The sequence below is a fragment of the Micromonospora sp. CPCC 205554 genome (genome assembly GCF_036902745.1).
Classification (GTDB): Bacteria; Actinomycetota; Actinomycetes; order Mycobacteriales; family Micromonosporaceae; genus Micromonospora; species Micromonospora tulbaghiae.
This window is the reverse complement of the sequence record NZ_JBAKHP010000016.1, coordinates 62,970-82,612: the sequence shown is the minus strand read 5'-3', so window position 1 is coordinate 82,612 and position 19,643 is coordinate 62,970. Positions and strand designations below refer to the sequence as shown.

General features: G+C 75.7%; 20 protein-coding genes. 7 read left to right on the top strand and 13 right to left on the bottom strand.

All coding sequences use genetic code 11. The annotated features are described in order from the left end of the window. Window positions 1–4: 4 nt before the first annotated feature. Entirely contained in the window at window positions 5–832 is an 828-nt protein-coding gene (locus tag V6U82_RS20040) for an MOSC domain-containing protein (protein ID WP_334463390.1), read from the top strand. A 9-nt stretch (window positions 833–841) separates the two neighbouring features. Here the strand turns inward: V6U82_RS20040 and V6U82_RS20035 are convergent, their stop codons facing one another. Continuing rightward, complete coding sequence (locus V6U82_RS20035; protein WP_334463388.1) at window positions 842–1,396, bottom strand: GNAT family N-acetyltransferase; 555 nt, start codon at window positions 1,394–1,396, stop codon at window positions 842–844. A gap of 34 nt (window positions 1,397–1,430) precedes the next feature. Between V6U82_RS20035 and V6U82_RS20030 the strand changes: the two genes are divergently transcribed. Next, window positions 1,431–2,639, top strand: coding sequence for a MalY/PatB family protein (locus tag V6U82_RS20030; protein WP_334463386.1), 1,209 nt, complete (start codon window positions 1,431–1,433; stop codon window positions 2,637–2,639). Between the two features lie 44 nt (window positions 2,640–2,683). Here V6U82_RS20030 and V6U82_RS20025 read toward each other — a convergent pair whose 3' ends face one another. Continuing rightward, window positions 2,684–3,775 carry a winged helix DNA-binding domain-containing protein gene (locus tag V6U82_RS20025; RefSeq protein ID WP_334463385.1) on the bottom strand — a complete coding sequence of 364 codons (1,092 nt, stop codon included), beginning with the start codon at window positions 3,773–3,775 and terminating at the stop codon, window positions 2,684–2,686. A 20-nt stretch (window positions 3,776–3,795) separates the two neighbouring features. Further along, a complete protein-coding gene (locus tag V6U82_RS20020; RefSeq protein ID WP_114921266.1) occupies window positions 3,796–4,374 on the bottom strand; it encodes a DinB family protein in 579 nt (192 codons plus the stop codon). 86 nt (window positions 4,375–4,460) lie between these two features. Between V6U82_RS20020 and V6U82_RS20015 the strand changes: the two genes are divergently transcribed. Then, on the top strand, window positions 4,461–5,465 hold the full coding sequence (locus V6U82_RS20015; RefSeq protein ID WP_334463380.1) for a helix-turn-helix transcriptional regulator: 1,005 nt from the start codon (window positions 4,461–4,463) through the stop codon (window positions 5,463–5,465). Between the two features lie 17 nt (window positions 5,466–5,482). Here the strand turns inward: V6U82_RS20015 and V6U82_RS20010 are convergent, their stop codons facing one another. The 5 genes from V6U82_RS20010 to V6U82_RS19990 form a co-directional block, all read right to left on the bottom strand. After that, window positions 5,483–5,794, bottom strand: coding sequence for an NIPSNAP family protein (locus V6U82_RS20010; protein WP_184976505.1), 312 nt, complete (start codon window positions 5,792–5,794; stop codon window positions 5,483–5,485). A 33-nt stretch (window positions 5,795–5,827) separates the two neighbouring features. Beyond that, entirely contained in the window at window positions 5,828–6,361 is a 534-nt protein-coding gene (locus V6U82_RS20005) for a flavin reductase family protein (RefSeq protein WP_120569979.1), read from the bottom strand. Window positions 6,362–6,397: 36 nt separating this feature from the next. Further along, window positions 6,398–7,618, bottom strand: a complete 1,221-nt coding sequence (locus V6U82_RS20000; RefSeq protein WP_334463375.1) for a YeiH family protein — start codon at window positions 7,616–7,618, stop codon at window positions 6,398–6,400. Next, on the bottom strand, window positions 7,618–7,764 hold the full coding sequence (locus V6U82_RS19995) for a hypothetical protein (protein WP_162959099.1): 147 nt from the start codon (window positions 7,762–7,764) through the stop codon (window positions 7,618–7,620). Before V6U82_RS19995 ends, V6U82_RS20000 begins: the two co-directional genes overlap by 1 nt. Before the next feature lie 102 nt (window positions 7,765–7,866). After that, the gene (locus V6U82_RS19990; protein WP_334463372.1) at window positions 7,867–8,658 is read right to left on the bottom strand and encodes a TetR/AcrR family transcriptional regulator; all 792 of its coding nucleotides are present in this window, start codon (window positions 8,656–8,658) and stop codon (window positions 7,867–7,869) included. Between the two features lie 226 nt (window positions 8,659–8,884). On the opposite strand from V6U82_RS19990, the gene helR reads away from it, so the two are divergent. After that, window positions 8,885–11,056 carry an RNA polymerase recycling motor ATPase HelR gene (gene helR, locus V6U82_RS19985; protein WP_334463370.1) on the top strand — a complete coding sequence of 724 codons (2,172 nt, stop codon included), beginning with the start codon at window positions 8,885–8,887 and terminating at the stop codon, window positions 11,054–11,056. A 42-nt stretch (window positions 11,057–11,098) separates the two neighbouring features. On the opposite strand, the gene V6U82_RS19980 is transcribed toward helR, so the two are convergent. The 4 genes from V6U82_RS19980 to V6U82_RS19965 form a co-directional block, all read right to left on the bottom strand. Next, entirely contained in the window at window positions 11,099–11,908 is an 810-nt protein-coding gene (locus V6U82_RS19980) for an ABC transporter permease (RefSeq protein WP_334463368.1), read from the bottom strand. Further along, a complete protein-coding gene (locus tag V6U82_RS19975; RefSeq protein WP_334463366.1) occupies window positions 11,905–12,873 on the bottom strand; it encodes an ATP-binding cassette domain-containing protein in 969 nt (322 codons plus the stop codon). The genes V6U82_RS19980 and V6U82_RS19975 overlap by 4 nt, the downstream gene beginning before the upstream one ends. Before the next feature lie 66 nt (window positions 12,874–12,939). After that, window positions 12,940–13,587, bottom strand: a complete 648-nt coding sequence (locus tag V6U82_RS19970) for a response regulator transcription factor (RefSeq protein ID WP_334463364.1) — start codon at window positions 13,585–13,587, stop codon at window positions 12,940–12,942. Then, complete coding sequence (locus tag V6U82_RS19965; protein WP_334463362.1) at window positions 13,587–14,708, bottom strand: sensor histidine kinase; 1,122 nt, start codon at window positions 14,706–14,708, stop codon at window positions 13,587–13,589. Before V6U82_RS19965 ends, V6U82_RS19970 begins: the two co-directional genes overlap by 1 nt. A 118-nt stretch (window positions 14,709–14,826) precedes the next feature. Between V6U82_RS19965 and V6U82_RS19960 the strand changes: the two genes are divergently transcribed. Then, window positions 14,827–15,660, top strand: a complete 834-nt coding sequence (locus tag V6U82_RS19960) for an ABC transporter ATP-binding protein (RefSeq protein ID WP_334463360.1) — start codon at window positions 14,827–14,829, stop codon at window positions 15,658–15,660. Further along, window positions 15,657–16,628, top strand: a complete 972-nt coding sequence (locus V6U82_RS19955) for an ABC transporter permease subunit (RefSeq protein WP_334463358.1) — start codon at window positions 15,657–15,659, stop codon at window positions 16,626–16,628. The genes V6U82_RS19960 and V6U82_RS19955 overlap by 4 nt, the downstream gene beginning before the upstream one ends. 49 nt (window positions 16,629–16,677) lie before the next feature. Here the strand turns inward: V6U82_RS19955 and V6U82_RS19950 are convergent, their stop codons facing one another. Further along, entirely contained in the window at window positions 16,678–17,556 is an 879-nt protein-coding gene (locus V6U82_RS19950; RefSeq protein WP_334463356.1) for an alpha/beta fold hydrolase, read from the bottom strand. Between the two features lie 98 nt (window positions 17,557–17,654). Between V6U82_RS19950 and V6U82_RS19945 the strand changes: the two genes are divergently transcribed. After that, complete coding sequence (locus tag V6U82_RS19945; protein WP_334463354.1) at window positions 17,655–19,622, top strand: AfsR/SARP family transcriptional regulator; 1,968 nt, start codon at window positions 17,655–17,657, stop codon at window positions 19,620–19,622. The last annotated feature ends 21 nt before the right edge of the window (window positions 19,623–19,643 follow it).

Here is a 19,643-nt window from a genome sequence, read left to right as displayed (position 1 = left end):
GGGCGTGGTGACGCGACTCGCCTCGGTGCACCTGTACCCGGTCAAGTCCCTCGGCGGCGTCGACGTCGACCGGGCCGACGTCGAGCCGTGGGGGTTGCGTCACGACCGCCGCTGGGTGGTGCTGCGCCCCGACGGCGGCAAACTGGGCCCGACCGCCCTGCCCGCGCTGCTCGGCCTGACCGCCGCCCCCGGCTCCGGGTCGATCACGCTCACCGCCCGCGACGGGTCGTCGCTGACCGTCGCCGAACCGGTGGACGGGCCGCCGGTCGCCACCGACGTGTCCCGGCTGGACACGGTCCGGCTCGCCGCCGACGAGGCCCACGACTGGCTCTCCGCGCGGCTGGGCCGGCCCGTACGGCTGGCCTGGCTGGACGACCCGCGCCGCCGGCCGATGTCGGCCGAGCACGGCGGCGGCCCCGGTGATCCGCTGAACCTGTCCGACGCCGGACCGCTGCTCGTGGCCACACTGCCGTCGCTGCGGCGGCTGCGGGACTGGATCGTCGAGGGCGCGCTGGAACGCGGCGAGCCCGCGCCGGAGCCGCTGGCGATGGCCCGGTTCCGGCCGACTGTGGTGCTGGACGGGCCGGTCGAACCGTTCGCCGAGGACGGCTGGACGCGGGTGCGCATCGGCGCGGTGGACTTCCGGGTGTCCGAACGCTGCGACCGCTGTTCGGTGACGCTCATCGACCCGGAGACCCTCGCCGGTGGGAAGGAGCCGATCCGCACGCTGGCCCGGCACCGGCGCCACGACGGCAAGACGTGGTTCGGCGTCCGCCTGATCCCGCTGAGCACCGGCGAGATCCGGGTCGGCGACCCGGTCGCCGTCTCCTGATCCGGCGGCTCAGCGGCGACGCCACTCGTCGGCCAGGATCGCGTGGACGAGCTGGTCGGCCCAGCCGCCCCGGAACCGGTAGCTGCGCACGTGCCGCGCCTCCCGCCGCATCCCGAGCCGGGCCATCAGGCGCGCCGACGGCTCGTTGTCCGCGTGGCAGCGGGCCACCACCCGGTGCAGCCCGAACTCGGCGAACCCCCAGTCCAGCAGCGCGCCGGCCGCCTCCGTGGCCAGCCCGCGGCCGCCGTGATCGGGGTGGAAGACGTACCCCAGCTCGGCGGTGCGGTCCGCCGCACTGCGCCAGACCAGCTCGACCGCACCGATCACCCGCCCGTCGCGCACCACGGCGAGCGTCAGGCAGTCGCCCTCCGCGCGCAGCGCGTCCTCGCCGGCCATCGCGGTCACCGACGCCAGGGACTCCGCCCGGGTACGCGGCGCGGCGCCCGCCATCCAGCGGACCACGTCCGGGCGGCGCTGCCAGGCGTGCACGTCGTCGAGGTCGTCGACGGTGACCGGGCGCAGCAGCAGCCGGGACGTGCGCACCGGGTACGCCGGGTGGGTCATCGGGCGATCGTAGGAGGAACCTAGGGTGGGTCGCATGGTCGTTTCCGCCGAGGACGGCAACCCGCTCACCCAGCTCACGCTCGACCAGCTCCGGCAGCGCACCAGCGTGAAGTGGCGGCTGTACCCGCCGGACGTGCTGCCGCTGTGGGTCGCCGAGCAGGACGTGCCGCTGGCGCCGCCGGTGGCCGAGGCGCTGCGCCGGGCGGTCGAGCTGGGCGACACCGGCTACTCGTACGGCACCGCGTACGCCGAGGCGGTCGGCGGGTTCGCCGCCCAGCGGTGGGGCTGGGCCGACTTCCCGGTCGGCCGGGCCACGCTGGTGCCGGACGTGATGATGGGTACGGTCGAGGTGCTGCGCCTGGTCACCGGCCCCGGTGACGCGGTGGTGGTCACTCCCCCGGTCTACCCGCCGTTCTACGCGTTCGTCACGCACGCCGACCGGCAGGTGATCGAGGCGCCGCTCGGCGCGGACCAGCGGCTCGACCCGGCCGCACTGGAGGAGGCGTTCCGGCGCGCCCGCGCGATCGGCGACCGGCCGGCGTTCCTGCTCTGCAACCCGCACAACCCGACCGGCGTGGTGCACCGGCCCGACGAGCTGGCCACCGTCGCCGAGCTGGCCGCCCGGCACGGCGTACGGGTGGTGGCCGACGAGATCCACTCACCGCTGGCGCTGCCCGGCGTGCGGTTCACCCCGTACCTGACGGTGCCGGGTGCCGAGAACGCGTTCGCGCTGGTGTCGGCGTCGAAGGCGTGGAACCTGGCCGGGCTCAAGGCGGCGCTGGCGGTCGCCGGGCCGGACGCGGCGGACGACCTGGCCCGGATGCCGGAGGAGGTCAGCCACGGCCCCAGCCACCTCGGAGTGCTCGCGCACACCGCCGCGTTCCGGGCCGGTGGGCCGTGGCTGGACCGGCTGCTCGACGGCCTGGACGCGAACCGGGCGCTGCTCGGGTCGCTGCTGGCCGAACACCTGCCGACTGTGTCGTGGCGGCCGCCCGAGGGCACGTACCTGGCCTGGCTGGACTGCCGGCGCCTCGGCGTGCCCACCGAGGCGGGCGACGGGCCGGGGGTGGCGAGCGACCTGGCCGGTCCGGCGCGGATGTTCCTCGACCGGGCGCGGGTGGCGCTCAGCTCCGGGCACGTCTTCGGCGCCGGCGGCGCCGGGTTCGTGCGGCTCAACTTCGCCACCTCCCCCGCCGTGCTCACCGAGGCGGTCACCCGGATGGGCCGCGCGGTACGCGCCTGACGCACGCCTCACCGGTGGCGTCGCCGCGCGCCTTACCCGGCGGCTCAGCGCGCGGCGACGCGTACCCCCTGGTTGTCGCCCTCGGACAGGAACGACGCCAGCGCGGCGCCCTCCTCGGCGGCGGCCGCGCGCTCGGCGCGGGTGAACGCGCGCAGCGGCGTGACCACCACGACGCCCGCGTCGACCGTCCAGGTGGCGGCGACCCGGCCGTCGACGAGCACGAACCGGGCCCCGGCGACGGAGAGGTTGCGGTGGGCGTCGTCGATGATCCGGCTGCGGTCGTGGTAGCCGAGCACGGCGTTGTCGAAGGCGGGCAGGAACCGTACCGGCGCGGGGGTGTCCGGCTCGGGCCGCGGCGCGCCCGGCAGGTCGAGCAGCGTCCGGCCGCGCGCGTCCCGGAAGGCCACCAGCTCGTCGCGGACCGCGGCGACCGCCGCGGGCAGCCCGGCGAGGCCGCACCAGGCGCGCAGGTCCGCCGACGCGGCCGGCCCGAACGCGGCCAGGTAGCGCCGCACCAGCGCCCGCCCGGCCGGGTCGTCGCCGCCGGAGCCGGGCGGGTCGGCGTCGCGGCCCAGCCACCGGGCCAGAGCGACGGTACGGACACCGGCGGTGGTGCGCCACAGCCCGCGCGGCGGCGCCTGCACCGTCGGCACCAGCGCGAGCACGATCTCGCCGAGCGCCCGCCGGTCGGTCGCCGGCCAGCGCGCGGCGAGCGCCCCCACGATCTCGGCGGTGGTGCGGGGCTCGCCGTCGGCCAGGACGTCCCGGGCCGCCGCGGCGAGTTCGTCGAGGTCGACCCCGTCGAACTCGCCGCGGTAGACACCCAGCACCCGCTGGCGCAGCATCGCGTCGTGCCGGGACCGCCAGGCCAGCAGGTCGTCCGCCGCGAGCAGGTGCACGGTGCGGCGCATCAGGTGGGTACGCACCAGGCGGCGGCGCACCAGCAGGTCCGACAGGACCGCCGGGTCGAAGGCCCGCAACCGCGACCAGAGCCCGACGTACGGCTCCTGCGGCTCCTGGGCCTGCAACCCGCACAGGTGCGTCACGGCGCCGGCCACCGGGAGGCCGGCGCGGTCGAGCAGCAGTTGCCGGGCGAGGGTCGCCCGGTTGAGCGCACGCCGGTCGAGCACCGTCACGGCTTCGTTCTCCGGCCGGCTCAGGTGGTGGTCCGGCCGTCGATGCTCTCGCGCAGGATGTCCGCGTGCCCGGCGTGCTGCGTGGTCTCGGCGATGACGTGGATCAGCACCCGCCGGACGCTGCGGACCGAACCGGGCTCGTTCCACGGCGCGTCCGGCACCGGCCACGTCGCCGACAGGTCGTCGACACCGGCCACGATCTCCTCGGTACGCGCGGCGACGCGGGCGTACCGGTCCAGGATCGCCGGCAGCGTGTCCTCGGGCAGCATCTGGAAGTCCCGTCCCCGGTCGATCGCCCACTGCGGCAGCTCGCGGGCCCGGCCGGACATGAAGTCCTCCCAGGTGACGCCCTCGGGCATGGCGAAGGACATCGCCGCCGGGCCGTCGACCACGAACCGCAGCCACGCCTCCTCGGTGGACGCGACGTGCTTGATCAGGCCGCCCAGGCACAGCGCGCTGGCGGTCGGCTTCAGCCCGGCCTGCTCGTCGGTGAGGCCGCGCACCGTGTTGATCAGCGTGTTCCGGGCCTCGGTCAGCTCGGCCAGCAGGTCGGCCCGCTCGGCGTCCAGGGTGGTGGGGGTCGTGGTGGTGCCGGTCATCGTCATCGGTTCCTTCCGGTCCTGATCGGGTACGGGTCAACCCTCGCAGGCGTAGCGGTCAGGAAGTGTCCTCTTCTCGCGGCAGAATGCGTGTCGTGCCGAAGACTTCCGCCCGACTGCTCTCGCTGCTGTCCCTGTTGCAGGCGCGCCGGGACTGGCCGGGGTCGCTGCTCGCCGAACGGCTGCGGGTCAGCCCGCGTACCGTGCGCCGCGACGTCGACCGGCTGCGCGAGCTGGGCTATCCGATCGAGAGCGCCAAGGGGCCGGACGGCGGCTACCGGCTGGGCGCCGGTTCCGCGCTGCCGCCGCTGCTCTTCGACGACGAGCAGGCGGTCGCGCTCACCGTGGCGTTGCAGACCGCCGCCGGCGGCGTGACGGGCATCGAGGAGGCGGCCGCCCGGGCGCTGACCACGGTGCGGCAGGTGATGCCGGCGCGGCTGCGGCACCGGGTGGACGCGCTGCGGGTCGTCGACGTGCAACGCGCCGGTACGCCCGCCCGGCACCGGGTGGAACCGGCGCTGCTGATGACGTTGAGCGCCGCCGTGCACGCCCGCGAGGAGCTGCGCTTCGACTACGAGCCGGTGTCCACCGCGCCACCGGACCCGGACCGGCCGCCACGTCGGGTGCAGCCGCACCACCTGGTCACCTGGGGCGGGCGCTGGTACCTCGTCGCCTGGGACCTCGACCGCGACGACTGGCGCACGTTCCGGGTCGACCGGATCAGCCCGCGTACGCCCACCGGCCCCCGGTTCACGCCCCGCGAGCTGCCCGGCGGGGACGTGGCCGCGTACGTCGCCGGCCGGTTCAAGGGCGCCACCGGGCCGGGTGACTGGCCCTGCCGCGGGGAGGTGATCCTCGACCTGCCCGCCCGCGTGGTGTCCGGGTGGACCCGCGACGGGATCGTCGAGGAACTGGGCCCGGACCGCTGCCGGCTGGTGCTCGGTGCCTGGTCGTGGCCCGGGCTGGCCGCCGTGCTCGGCCGCTACGACGCCGACATCGAGGTGATCGGGCCGCCGGAGCTGCGCGAGGCGTTCGCCCGCCTGGCCCGCCGCTACGCCGCAGCGGCGGAGCCCCCGGGCCCGCCTCGATAGCCGGGCCGGGCGGGGTGTCAGTCGGTGGGCAGGAGCGGACGCATGAACGTGCGCTCGTACCGCAGGACGCAGCCCGACTCGTCGCGGATCCGGTCGGCGGCGACGAACTCCGGGTCCACCCCGAACCGGGCACGGTACTGCTCGTACGCCGCCAGGCTCTCGAAGCTGAACAGCGCCTCGGCCCGGTCGCTGGCGCCCTCGGCGGGCAGGAAGTAGCCGTGGTGCACGCCGCCGTGCCGTGCCACCAGCCGCATCCAGGCGCGGGCGAAGCGCTCGAACGCCTCGATCTGCGCGGGGTCGATCGTGTAGTGCACGACGCAGGTGATCACGCCGCCACCCTAACGACGCCCGGTCCCCGGCGCTCAGGCCGCGGAGCGGCGGTCGCCAGGGTCGGTCGTGTCGGCGAGCCCGGCGTACCGCCCCCGGTGGTAGAGCAGCGGCGAACCGACGTCGGCGTGCCGCAGCAGTTCCGGCTCGGCGAGCACGACGGCGTGGTCCCCGACCACCACCCGGTCCACCACCCGGCACAGCAGCCAGGCCAGCGTGTCGTCGAGGACCGGCACCCCTTCCGGGCCGGGCCGCCACCGGGTCGGCTCGGCGAACCGGTCGATCCCGCTGGTGGCGAACCTCCGGGCCACCTCGTGCTGGCCGTGCCCGAGCAGGTGCACACCGACGTGCCGCGCCCGGGACACCACCGGCCAGCTCGACGAGCCCAGGTCCAGACAGAACGAGACGATCGGCGGTCGCAGCGACACCGCGGTGAACGAGGTGGCGGTGAACCCGGCCGCGGGCGGACCGGCGGCGGTGACCACCGTGACGGTGCTGGCCTGGTGCCGCAGCAGCGTCCGCAGCGCGTCGGCGTCGGCGTCGACCGGGGTGTCGGCGGGCTCGGGCACGGCGTTCCTCCAAGGTGTACGGGGGCGGGACGGCGGTCAGACCGTGAAGCCGTGGAACAGCACCGACGCCAGTCCGAGGGCCAGCACCAGGTTGAACACGGTGGCGGCGCCGAACACGGTCACCGGCCGCCAGCCGGCCTCGCGCAGCGACGACACGCGGACCTCCAGGCCGATGCTGACGAAGGCCAGGATCAGGAACCAGACCCGCAGGTCGGTGACGACCGCCATGGTGGCCTTGCCGTCCGCCCCGGCCGCGTCGAGATACCAGGTGGCGATCACCGAGGCGGCGACGAACCCGAGGACGAACTTCGGGAACCGGCGCCACAGCTCGCCGAGCCCGGGGCGCGGGGCGTCCGCGCGGCGCTCCACGCGCAGCGCGAAGTACGCGGTGAGCGCCACCGCGACCACGCCCATCAGCGCGTTCTGGGTGACCTTGACGATGCTGGCGATCTGGAGCGCATCCTCACCGGCGAGCGCGCCGGCCGCGGTGACGGCGGCGGTGGTGTCGATGTTGCCGCCGATCCAGGCGCCGGCGACCGCGTCGGAGAGGCCGAGCACGTCGGCCAGCCACGGCAGCAGTAAGATCGACGGCAGCGCGAACGCGATGACCAGGCTCGCCGTGTACGCGAGCTGTTCCCGGCGTGCCCGTACCGCACCGGCGGCGGCGATGGCGGCGCTGACTCCGCAGATCGACACCGCCGAGGCGAGCAGTGCCCGCAGCTTCTCGTCCAGGCCGAACCGCCCGGCCAGCCACCAGGTGAACAGGAACACGCCGCTGATCAGCAGCAGCGCCTGGGCGATGGCGGGCCCGGCGGCGCTCGCGATGACGGCGAGGTTGATCGAGGCGCCGAGCAGCACCAGACCGGTCTTGATGAAGAACTCGGTACGGAACGCGGCGGAGATCCGGTCCCGCAGCCCGGTCACCGTGACGATCAGGTTGCCGAGCAGACCGAGCAGGATCGCGTAGACCGGGTACTCGACCGCGCCGGCCACGTCCTCGATTGCGCTGCCCTCGGCCCAGACCGGCACGTTCTGTTCGAGGTACCGGGTGAGCGCGGCGAGACCGAGCACCACCAGCAGGCCCAGGCCGGTCCAGGCCGAGAACGCGCCGGTGCGCAGGTCGGCCCGGGGTGGCGCGACCGCGGGCGTACCGGCGGGTCGGTCCACCGGGGTCGCGGCGGCCGGGGCGTCGGCGGTGGACGCCGCGGACGACCCGGCGGCGGTGGTGTGGACGGCGGGCTCCGGGGCGCCGGCCATCACGGCACCAGCCCGGCGGGGATCGCGCCGGCCAGCACCAGGAGCAGCAGCGCGAGGCCGAGGACGGTGGCGGCCCAGTCCTCGCTGAAGGCGAGCCGGGACGTGCCTGCGGTGGGCGGTTCGGGTGGCGTGGGCGCGTTGCTCATGAGGGGCTCCTACGGGTACGCGCGGGCGACGGAGGGCAGCCGGAGGCGAGGGGTGACGGGGGTCGTCGACCCCAGTGAGAGTTTCCTACTTAACTAGTAGGATTACAAGGTCTTCCCGGGCTCCGGCTCACCCGCGGCACGGGCGGCCACCACCACCGAGATGCCGTCGAGCACCCGCTGGAGACCGAACTCGAAGGCGTGATCCGGTCCGTACGCCCCGCCGTGCGCCATCCCGGCGGCGGTGCCGACCCGCGCGGCGAGCGGGAAACTGCCGGCGGTCATGAACTTCTCCAGCCAGGGGCCGTGCGTCTGCCACCACTGGTCGTCGGTCATCCCGGTCTCGCGTTCCAGCTCGGCCACGTCCAGCGCGACCCGGGCCGCGCTCTTGGCGTGCCCCAGCACGAGCGTGAGCACCGCGTCCATCTCCACGTCGTCGAGCCCGATGTCCGCCACCGCGTGCAGTTCGTAGTCGTACTTGGCGAGCACGTTCGGGCCGAGCACCGGCCGGGTCGTCTCGGCGCGCAGCAGCCACGGGTGGGCCCGGTAGAGCGCGAGATTGTCCCGGGCGATGCGTTCCAGCCGGCCCCGCCAGCCACCCGGCACGTCGGCCGGGCGCGGCAGGTCACCGAGGACGGTGTCCACCATGACGTCGAGCAGTTCCGCCTTGCCCGGCACGTACGTGTAGACGGACATGGTCCCCACGCCGAGCGCCTCGCTGACCCGGCGCATGGTGAGCGCGTCGATGCCCTCGGCGTCGGCGATCTCGATCGCGGTGCGCACGATCCGGTCGACGCTGAGACCGGGACCGGCGCCGCGGCTGGCCGGCTCCCGGGTACGCCAGAGAAGGGCCAGGCTGCGGGCGGGATCGGCCTTGCGCCGACGCTCCTTCGACATGGTGCCGTCATCCTACCGGCCACGCCGGTGAGCAGCCGTGGGCGGGACGCCGGAGAAAAGCAGCCCGAGAATTGTTCGCGCAAAAAGAATGGCGGGTTCCCCCGCCACTACCAACATATAGCGCACCCCCGGTCTTGCCGCAAGACCCGGGTGACGGCGCACAATTGCCGGCCGTAACCCAATTGCCGAGGCATTCGAAAGAGCCGCGAAGAGCGGAGGCTCGGCCGTGTCCGTGATCGGAGACCAGTTGAATCTGCCTGCCACCAGCGTTTTCGATCTTCCCGAGCGTCTGTCGGCGAAGGCCGACCCGGACCTGATCGCCGCCGACGAGCGGCACTTCGCCGCGATCGCGGACAGCCTGCGCCGCTCGATCGCCGAGTTGACCGACCGGCTCGACGCGACGCGCCGGGCCGCGGGCGGGCGGGGCCGGCAGGCCGTCGACCGGGACCAGGAGGTCCGGCGGTTGAGCGCGCGCCTGCGTACGCTGCGCCGTTACGGCCTGGACCTGTGCCTGGGCCGGATGGTCGGCGCGGACGGCGCGGCCCCGGTGTACGTGGGGCGGCTCGGCCTGACCGACGGCGCGGGCGGCCGGCTGCTGCTGGACTGGCGCTCCCCCGCCGCCGAGCCGTTCTTCGGCGCGACCCACGCCGACCCGATGGGCCTGGTCAGCCGCCGCCGGTACCGGTGGAGCGGAGGCCGGATCACCGACTACTGGGACGAGGTGTTCACCGCCGACGGGCTGGCCGGGCACGCCGCGCTGGACGACCAGTCCGCGTTCATCGCCAGCCTGGGCGCGACCCGGTCGGCGCGGATGCGCGACGTGCTCGGCACCATCCAGGCCGACCAGGACGCGATCATCCGGGCCGGTTCCCGGGGCGCGCTGGTGGTCGACGGCGGTCCCGGCACCGGCAAGACGGTGGTGGCGCTGCACCGCACCGCGTACCTGCTGCACGCCGACCCGAGGCTGGGCGAGCGCCGGGGCGGGGTGCTGGTGGTCGGGCCGCACCAGCCGTACCTGAACTACGTCTCCGACGTGCTGCCCAGCCTGGGCGAGGAGGACGTGCAGATCTGCACGCTCGCCGACCTGGTGCCGGAGGGCGCGGCGGCGGCGCCGGAGACCGACCCGGAGGTGGCGCGGCTGAAGGCGTCCGGGAACGTGGTACGCGCTGTCGACGCCGCGGTCCGGTTCTACGAGGAGCCGCCCGGGACCGGGACGACAGTCGGCGTCGGGGACGCCGAGTTGCGGCTGACCGCCGACGACTGGGCGACGGCGTTCGAGGCGGCCGGCCCGGGCGTCCCGCACAACGAGGCCCGCGACGACGTGTGGGAGGAACTGCTCACGATCCTGGTGGAGAAGTACGGCGGCGACGAGCCGGAGGAGGCGGTCCGGCGGGCGCTGGGGCGCGACCGCGAACTGGTCACCGCGTTCGGCCGGGCGTGGCCGCTGCTCGACCCGCTCGACGTGGTGGCCGACCTGTGGTCGGTGCCGGCCTACCTGCGCCGGTGCGCACCCTGGCTGAGCGTCGAGGAGATCCGTACGCTGCGGCGGGCCGACGCCCGGGCGTGGACGGTGGCGGACCTGCCGTGGCTGGACGCGGCCCGGCGGCGCGTCGGCGACCCGGAGGCGTCGCTGCGGCGGCGCCGCGACGAGGCGGTGCTGGCCGCGCAGCGCGTCGAGATGGACACGGTGGTCGACGCGCTGATCGCGTCGCACGCCTACGACGACGGCGAGGGTCTGATGACCATGCTGTACGGCGAGGACATGCGCACCAGCCTGGTCGACTCCAGCGCGCTGAGCGTGGCCGATCCGGACCTGCTGGCCGGGCCGTTCGCGCACGTCGTGGTGGACGAGGCGCAGGAGCTGACCGACGCGCAGTGGCAGATGCTGCTGGCGCGCTGCCCGTCGCGCAGCTTCACGGTCGTGGGTGACCGGGCGCAGGCGCGGGACGGGTTCACCGAGTCCTGGCCGCGGCGGCTGGCGCGGGCCGGGTTCGACCGGGTCGAGGTGGCCACGCTGACCGTCAACTACCGCACCCCGGCGCAGGTGATGGCGGCGGCCGAGCCGGTGATCCGGGCCGTGCTCCCGGACGCCAACGTGCCCACGTCCATCCGCGACGGCGCCCCGGTGCGGTACGGCGACCGCGCCGACCTGCGCGCGATGGTGGACGGCTGGCTCGCCGCCCACGCCGAGGGCGTCGCGTGCGTCATCGGCGATCCGGCGTTCCCGGCCTCGGACCGGGTCCGGTCGCTGAGCCCGGTGCTCGCCAAGGGGCTGGAGTTCGACCTGGTGGTGCTGGTCGACCCGGAGGCGTTCGGCGACGGGGTCTCCGGGGCGGTGGACCGGTACGTCGCGATGACCCGGGCCACCGGCGAGCTGGTCGTGCTCACCGGGCCGTGACCGGCGCCCGGGGGCGGCACGCTGCCGCCCCCGGGCTCCGGCTCAGCGGCTCAGCGCCCGGTAGCGGCGCAGCGACAGCGGCAGGAACACCGCGACGAGCACGAGCGGCCACAGCACCGCCAGCAGCGGGTGGTGCGCGGCCACCCACGAGTCGCCGCCCCAGCCGGGGTTGCCGAACAGTTCCCGGGTGGCCCCGACGGTCGCCGACAGCGGGTTCCACTCGGCGACCGCGCCCAGCCACGCGGGCATGGTGGACGGCGCCACGAACGCGCTGGACAGGAAGCCCAGGGGGAACTCCAGCGTCTGCACGGCGGTGACCGCGCTCTGCCCCTTCACCGTCAGGCCGAGGAAGATACCGACCCAGACCAGCGCGAACCGCAGCAGCAGGACCAGCCCGAGCGCGGCGAGCGTGTCGCCGAGGTCGCCGCGCGCCCGCCACCCGACGGCCAGGCCGACGAGCAGCATCACGGCGAGCGTCACCACCGCGAACATCAGGTCGGCGGCCGCGCGGCCGAGCAGCGGGGCCAGCCGGGACACCGGCATGGACCGCAGCCGGTCGGTGACGCCGCGGTCCAGGTCCGCCGAGACCGCCATGGTGGTCATGCTGATGCCGAAGACCATGGTCATGGCGAACATGCCGGGCATCAGGAACTCGCGGTAGCTGCCGCCGCCGGGGACCTGGAGCGCGCCGCCGAACAGGTAGGCGAACATCAGCACCATCAGGATGTCGAAGCCCAGCGAGCCGATCAGCGGGCCGGGCTCGCGCCGCCAGTGCGCCAGCGCGCGCCCGGTGAGCGTCAGGCCGTCACCGGCCAGGGACGGGCGCCGGGCCGGGGTCACCGTCGCGGTCACGCGGTCACCTCCACACCGGTACGGGCGGCGGACGGCGCGCCGGTGAGCTGGAGGAACACCTCGTCCAGTGTGGGTCGCCGCAGCGCCACGTCGGCCACGCCCACGCCGTCGGCGTCGAGTGCGCGCAGCACCTCGGTCAGCGCGCCCGCCCGGTCGCCGACCTGCGCGCTGACCGCCCGCCGGTCCGGGTCGACAGCCGGTTCGGCGTGGGCGACCGCGCGCAGCCGCCCGGCGGCGGTGGCCAGGTCGGCGGCGTCGCGGACGACCAGCTCGATCCGGTCGCCGCCGAGCCGGGACTTCAGCGCGTCCGGGGAGCCCTCGGCGATCACCCGCCCGGCGTCGAGCACGCAGACACGGTCGGCGAGCTGGTCGGCCTCGTCCAGGTACTGCGTGGTGAGCAGCACAGTGGTGCCGGCGCGCACCAGGTCGCGTACCGCCTCCCACACCTCGTTGCGCCCGCGCGGGTCGAGCGCGGTGGTCGGCTCGTCGAGGAACAGCACCGACGGCGCGAGGATCATGCCGGCGGCCAGGTCGAGGCGGCGGCGCATGCCACCGGAATACGTGCGCACCGGCCGGTCGGCGGCGTCGGCGAGCCCGAACCGGTCGAGCAGCTCGGTCGCCCGCCGTCTCGCCCCGGCCCGGTCCAGGTGGAACAGGCGGCCGAAGATGACCAGGTTCTCCCGGCCGCTCAGCGCCTCGTCCACCGCCGGATGCTGGCCGACCAGACCGATGCGGTGGCGTACCCGGTCGGCCTGCCCGGCCACGTCGTAGCCGGCGACCTCGGCCCGCCCGGCGTCGAAGCGCAGCAGCGTGGCCAGGATACGGACGGCTGTGGTCTTGCCGGCGCCGTTCGGGCCGAGCAGCCCGCACACCGTGCCCGGTGGCACCCGCAGGTCGAATCCGTCCAGCGCGGCCCTGTCCCCGTACCGCTTACGCAGGCCCTCCGCGACGATCGCATGTTCCACGTCTGTGCCCCCTCCGTCGACGACGGCACTAACGTACAACGTACGGTAGGCCGTCCGCCAATGGTTTCAGTCGACGACGCGGTGCTCCCACGCCCAGACCGCGATCTCGGTACGGTTGCGCAGGCCGAGCTTGGTCTGCACCGCCGAGACGTGGCTCTTGACCGTGCTCAGCGAGATGAACAGCTCCGCGCCGATCTCCAGGTTCGTCCGGCCCCGGGCGATCTCGCGTACCACCTCGACCTCCCGCTCGGACAGCGCCGGTCGGTGCTCGTCACGCGGCGGCGCGGGCGGGGTCAGGTGCCGCAGCAGCCGGACCGTCACCGACGGGGACACCAGCGCGTCGCCCTGGTACGCCGCCCGGACCGCCTCCACCAGCAGCGCCGGTCCGGCGTCCTTGAGCAGGAACCCGGCCGCTCCCCCGCGCAGCGCGCCGTAGACGTACTCGTCCAGGTCGAACGTGGTGACCACGACGACCCGCAGCGGGTCGGCCACCCCGGGCCCGGCGAGCGCCCGCGTCACCTGGAGCCCGTCGAGCCGCGGCATCCGGATGTCCACCAGGCACACGTCGGGGCGCAGCCGGCGGGCCTGGGCGACCGCGTCGACGCCGTCGGACGCCTCGGCCACCACCGAGATGCCGGGCTGGTCCTCCAGGATGAGCCGCAGTCCGCCGCGGACCATCGCCTGGTCGTCGGCGAGCAGCACCCGGATCGTCATCACGCCCTCCCGTTCGGCACCACCGCGCGCACCGACCACCCGGCGCCGTCCGGGCGGGGACCGGCGCGCAGCGTCCCGCCGAGGGCCTCGACCCGCTCGCGCAGGCCGATCAGGCCGTATCCGCCCCGTTGTTCCACCGCAGCGCCGGACGCGTCGTCGGTCACCTCGACCACCACGGCGTCCGGCTCCCGCGCCACGTCCACAGTGACCTGGGCGGCGTGCGGCGCGTGGCGGGCCACGTTCGTCAGCGCCTCCCGGACGATCCGGTGCACGGTGCTGGTGACCTCCGGCGGCCAGGTCGTCTCCCCCGGCAGCCGCAGCCGCACCGGCGGGCCCTGCCGGCGGAACCGCTCGACCAGCTCCTCGATCTGCTCGGTGCCGGCCGAGGCCGGCGGCGCGTCACCGGTGTCCCGCAGCAGCCCGACCAGGCGGCGCATGGCCCGCATCGCCTCGCCGCCGGCCGCCTCGATGCCGGCCAGCGACTCCGTGGCGCGCGCCGGATCCCGTTGCCCGACCAGGTGGGCGGCCTGCGCCTGCACCACCATGCCGGTGACGTGGTGGGCCACCACGTCGTGCAGTTCCCGGGCCAGTTCCAGCCGCTCGTCCCGGCGTACCCGCTCGGCGGTGACCTTCGCCCGTTCGTCGAGCAGCCGCAACGTGAGCCCGGCGGCGACCCCGGCGAACCAGCACAGGGCGTTGAGCGCCGCCACCCCGGACCCGCCCGCTCCCGGCCGGGCGGCCGGCCACGCCCCGGCCGCCACCCCGAGCCCACCGGCGGCGATCAGCCCGGCGGGCAGCGGCGGAAGCGCGCGTACCGCCGATCCGACCAGGACGGCCGACGCCAGCGCCAGCGCGGGCCCCGGCTCGGTGGGCAGGTCGAACAGCCGGGCCGCGGCGACGGCCGACCCGGCGACGGCGAGTCCGGCAACGGCCGTGACGACGCGCTGCCGGTGACGTACCAGAGCGAGCGCGCCGACCGCGACGGCGGCCGCGCCGCCGGGGAGCCAGTACCGCAGTCCCCAGCTCGCGGCGATCGCCACCGCCTGGACGCCGATCGCGGCGAGCAGCACCACGGCGAGCCCCGCCGTCGCCGCCACCCGGGTGAGCCGTTCGGTAGCCATGCCCAGCACGCTAGGAGATCGGCGGCCGGGCCGAACCGGCCGAAAGTAGGGTCCGTCGCGCGCCGGACCCTGCTCCGGACCGATGCCCGCCGGTCCCGGCGTGCCCAGGATGAGCCGCATGCATCCACCACTCGCCCTGCACGCCGAGCGGCTGACCAAACGGTACGGCCGCCGCACCGCGCTTGCCGACTGCGACCTGAGCGTTCCGCGCGGGCACGTGGTCGGCCTGGTCGGCCCCAACGGCGCCGGGAAGTCCACGCTGCTGCAACTGGCCTGCGGGCTCATCGCGCCCACCTCGGGTTCGCTGACGGTGCTCGGCGCGCCGCCGGCCGCCGACGCCGCGCACCTGGCCCGGGTCGGCTTCGTCGCCCAGGACACGCCGGTGTACGCGTCCCTCACCGTGGCCGAGCACCTGCGGATGGGCGCCTGGCTGAACCCGTCCTGGGACGCGGTGCTGGCCCGGCGGCGCGTCGCCGAGGTCGGCCTGGACCCGGCGCAGAAGGCGGGCCGGCTCTCCGGCGGCCAGCGCGCGCAACTGGCCCTCGCGCTGGCCGCCGCGAAGCGTCCCGAGCTGCTGATCCTCGACGAGCCGGCCGCCGCGCTGGACCCGCTGGCCCGCCGCGAGTTCATGCACGGTCTGGCCGGCTTCGTGCGGGAACTCGGCGCCGGCGCGGTGCTCTCCTCGCACCTGCTCGGCGACGTGGCGCAGGTCTGCGACCACCTGGTCGTGCTCTGCGCCGCCCGGGTCCAGGTGGCCGGCCCGGTGCCGGACCTGCTCGCCACGCACCGCAAGACCGCCGCCGCGCCCGCCGGGGCCGAGGTGGTCTGGGCCGAGCCCGGCCGCGTCGTGGTCCGGGGCCCGGCGGTACGCGACGGCGCGCCGGTCACGCTGGAGGAGCTGGTCCTGGCGTACCTGTCCCGGGCCGCCGCCCGTCCGGCGGTGAGCCGATGATCCGGATGACGGTGCGGCAGTTCCGCCTTCCGGCGCTCGTCGGCGCCGTCGCGCTGGTGCTGGCCGGCGCCTACCTGCTGCGCCTCGGCGCGGACATCCGGGCCGTGCCCGACCCGGCCCGGCTGCCCGACCGGTACGCGCAGACGATGCTGTTCCTCGCCGGCGGGTTCGCGCTGGTGCCCGCGCTGATCGGCGCGTTCTGGGGCGCGCCGCTGGTGGCCCGGGAGCTGGAGCAGGGCACGCACCGGCTGGTGTGGAACCAGAGCGTGCCGCGCCGCCGCTGGCTGGCGGTCAAGCTGGCGGTGCTGTCGGTGGCCGCCGCGCTCGTCGCCGGTGTGCTCGGCGCGCTGCTGACCTGGGCGGCCGCGCCCGTCGACCGGGTCGCCGGCGACCGGTTCAGCACCGTGCTGTTCGGCGCGCGCGGCGTCGCGCCGGTCGGGTACGCCGTGTTCGCCCTCGTCCTCGGCGTGGTGGCCGGGCTGGTGCTGCGCCGCACGCTGCCGGCCATGGCCGTGGTGTTCCTGGCCGTGGTCGTGGTGCAGCTCGCGGTGCCGAACCTGCTGCGCCCGCACTACCTGCCGCCGGAGCGGGTGACCGTGCCGATGAGCGCCGAGACGGTGAACCGGGCCCGCAACCTGGGCAGCATCACCGGCTCGCCGGTCGTCGGCGGGCTGGACGTGCCGGGCGCCTGGGTCACCGACATCAGCCCGCTGCGGACCGCCGACGGGCGGCAGCTCTCCGACGCCGCGTTCGGCACCTGTTTCCGCGACCCGCCGCGCACCGGCGCCACCGGCACGTTCGGCGACACAGCGGTCTGCCTCGGCAAGCTCGACCTGCACGTGGACCTGGCCTACCAGCCGAACCGCCGGTTCTGGGCGTTCCAGTGGATCGAGCTGGCGCTCCACCTCGGCGCGGCCGTTCTGCTGGCGGCGTTCGGCCTGTGGCACGTCCGGAGACGGGCCGGCTGAGTGGACGGGGCGGACGGTCCGGGCGCCACGCGCGCCCGGACCGCCGTACCTACCGCTTCAGCAGCGCGCGCAGCGCGTCGGCGATCTCGCCGGGGGCCTCCTCGGCCATGAAGTGCCCGGCCGTGGTGGTGCGGTGCTCCAGGTCCGGGGCCCAGGCCCGCCACACCGCCGCCGCGTCGTAGCCGAGCGCGGCGCCCCAGTCCTGCTGGATGACAGTGGTAGGCATGGCCAGCCGCCGCCCGGCGTCCCGGTCCGCCCGGTCGTGCGTCACGTCGATCCCGGCCGACGCCCGGTAGTCGGCGACGATCGAGTCGACCGCCTCCCGGGAGGCCCGCAGGTACTCGGCGCGCACCTCGGCCGGCACGGCCGCCGGGTCACCGGCCCAGGCGTCCAGGAAGTGCCCGAAGAACGCGTCGGCGCTGCCCGCGATCATCTGCTCCGGCAGGCCGGGCGGCTGGGCCATCAGGTAGAGGTGGAACGCCACCGACGCGGACACGCCGTGCAGGACGTCCCACATGTCGAGGGTGGGCAGCACGTCCAGCGACGCCAGGTGGGTGACGGTGTCCGGGTGGTCCAGGCCGGCCCGGACCGCGACCAGGGCGCCCCGGTCGTGCCCGGCCAGCGCGAACCGCTCGTGCCCGAGCGCGCGGGCCAGCGCCACCACGTCGGCGGCCATGGTCCGCTTGCTGTACGTGTCCTCGGTGGCGGCGGCCGGCTTGTCGCTGGCGCCGTAGCCGCGCAGGTCGGGGCAGATCACCGTGTGCTCACCGGCCAGGTCGGCGGCGACGTGCCGCCACATCAGGTGCGTCTGCGGGAAGCCGTGCAGCAGCACGACCGGGCTGCCGGAGCCGCCCACCGCCACGTTCAGCGTCACCTGGTCGGCGACCGGAACGCGCTGGTAGTCGAATCCCGCGATGGTGGTGCTCATCTCGATCCCTCTTTCGTCTCGTCGTACCGGTCCAGCGTGGCGGCGCCGGATGAGCAACCGATGAGCGCGATACGGTGACCCGGGTCGAGGAGGGGTCGGTGCCTGTCGGTTTCGGTGTGCTGGGTCCGGTGACGGCCTGGGACGACGCGGGTGCGCCGGTCGACCTCAAGGGGCCCCGCCACCGGGCCGTGCTGGCGCGGCTGGTCGCCGCCCGGGGCCGGACCGTGCCGGTCGGGCAGATCGTCGACGACCTGTGGGACGACCCGCCGGCCGGCGCGGTGGGCGCGGTCCGCACGTTCGTCGCGGCGCTGCGCCGCCGCCTGGAACCGCACCGTCCGCCACGCGAGCCGGCCCGGCTGCTGGTCACCGACGGACCGGGGTACGCGCTGCGCGCCGCCCCGGACGCCGTCGACGCCTGGCGGTTCGAGGACGCCGCCACCGCCGCGGCCGACGCGCCGCCCCGGGCCACGCTCGACCGGCTCGACGAGGCGCTGGGCTGGTGGCGCGGACCCGCGTACGCCGACTTCGACCAGCCGTGGGCGCACGCCGAGCGGTCCCGGCTCGACCAGATCCGGCTGACCGCCGTCGAGCGGCGGGCCGAGGCGCTGCTGGCGCTGGACCGGGCCGCCGACGCCGTCCCCGATCTCGACGCCCACGTCGCGCAGTACCCGTGGCGGGAGGAGGGGTGGGCGCTGCTGGCGTCGGCGCTCTACCGGGCCGGACGGCAGGCCGACGCGCTCGCCGTGCTGCGCCGGGCCCGGGAACTGCTGCGCGACCAGCTCGGCCTGGACCCGGGACCGCGGCTGCGGCGGCTGGAAACCGACCTGCTGCGCCAGGCCGAACCCGAACCGTCCGGCCCGGCGCGGGTCTGGGCGCAGACCGCCGCGGCGTACGAGCGCAGTGTGGTGCCCGGCGCGCGAGCCCGGCTGGAGTCGACTGTCGGGATGCTGCGCAGCCTCGCGGTGACCGGGCCGGGTGGCCTGGAGGCCGCCCGGGACCAGCGCGAGGCGGCCATCACCGCGGCCGAGCACCTGGGCGACCCGGAGTTCACCGCGCGGGTGATCGGCGGGTACGACGTACCCGCGATCTGGACCCGCTCCGACGACCCGGCGCAGGCGGCCCGGGTCGTCGCGGCGGCGGAGCGGGCGCTCGCCGGGCTGGGTCCGGACGCGCCGGAGGCGACCCGCGCCCGGCTGCTGGCCACCGTCGCGATCGAGTCCCGCGGTACGGCGTCGCCGCGCCCCGCGCAGGCGGCGCGGGAGGCGGAGGCGATCGCCCGCCGGGTGGCCGACCCGGCGCTGCTGGCCCAGGCGCTCAACGGGGTGTACATGCAGACGTTCCCACGGGCCGGGCTGGCCGCCGAGAGGGACGCGATCGGCGCCGAGCTGGTCGCGCTCGCCGCCCGGCACGGCCTGGCCACAGTCGAGATCCTCGGACACCTGATCCGGGTGCAGGCGCGCGGCGCGCTCGCCGACTTCACCGCCGCCGACGCGCACGCCGACGCGGCGGACCGGCTCGCCGCCCGGCACGAGAGCCCGCTCGTCGGCGTGTTCACCGGCGGCTACCGGGCCATGCGGACCGCCGCCACCGGCGCCGCGTATCCGCAGGCGGAGGCTGCGTACCGGTCGTGGGCGACCGCGCTGGCCGGCTGCGGGATGCCCGGCGTGGAACGTGGGCTGCTGCCGCTGGCGCTGCTCTGCCTGCGGGTGTGGCACGACCTGCCCGCCGCCTTCCCCGGCGACACGGACTGGGGCCCGTACGCGCCCTGGGCCCGCCCGCTGCTCCTGCTCGCCGACGGGCGGCGCGACAAGGCCGCAAGGGCGTTGCGCCGCACCCCGGCGCCGCCGCGTGACCTGCTCATGGAGGCGCTGTGGTGCCTGACCGGCCGGTCCGCCGTGGCGCTGGACGACCGGGACGCGATGCTGCGGGCCCGGGCCGCGCTCGCCCCGGCGGCGGGTGAGCTGGCCGGGGCGGGCAGTGGCCTGCTCACCGTCGGGCCCGTCGCCCTGCACCTGGACCGGCTCGACACCGCACTCGCGATGACCGGCGGTCGGGACCGTTCATGAGGGCGGCTCGGATGGCCCGCG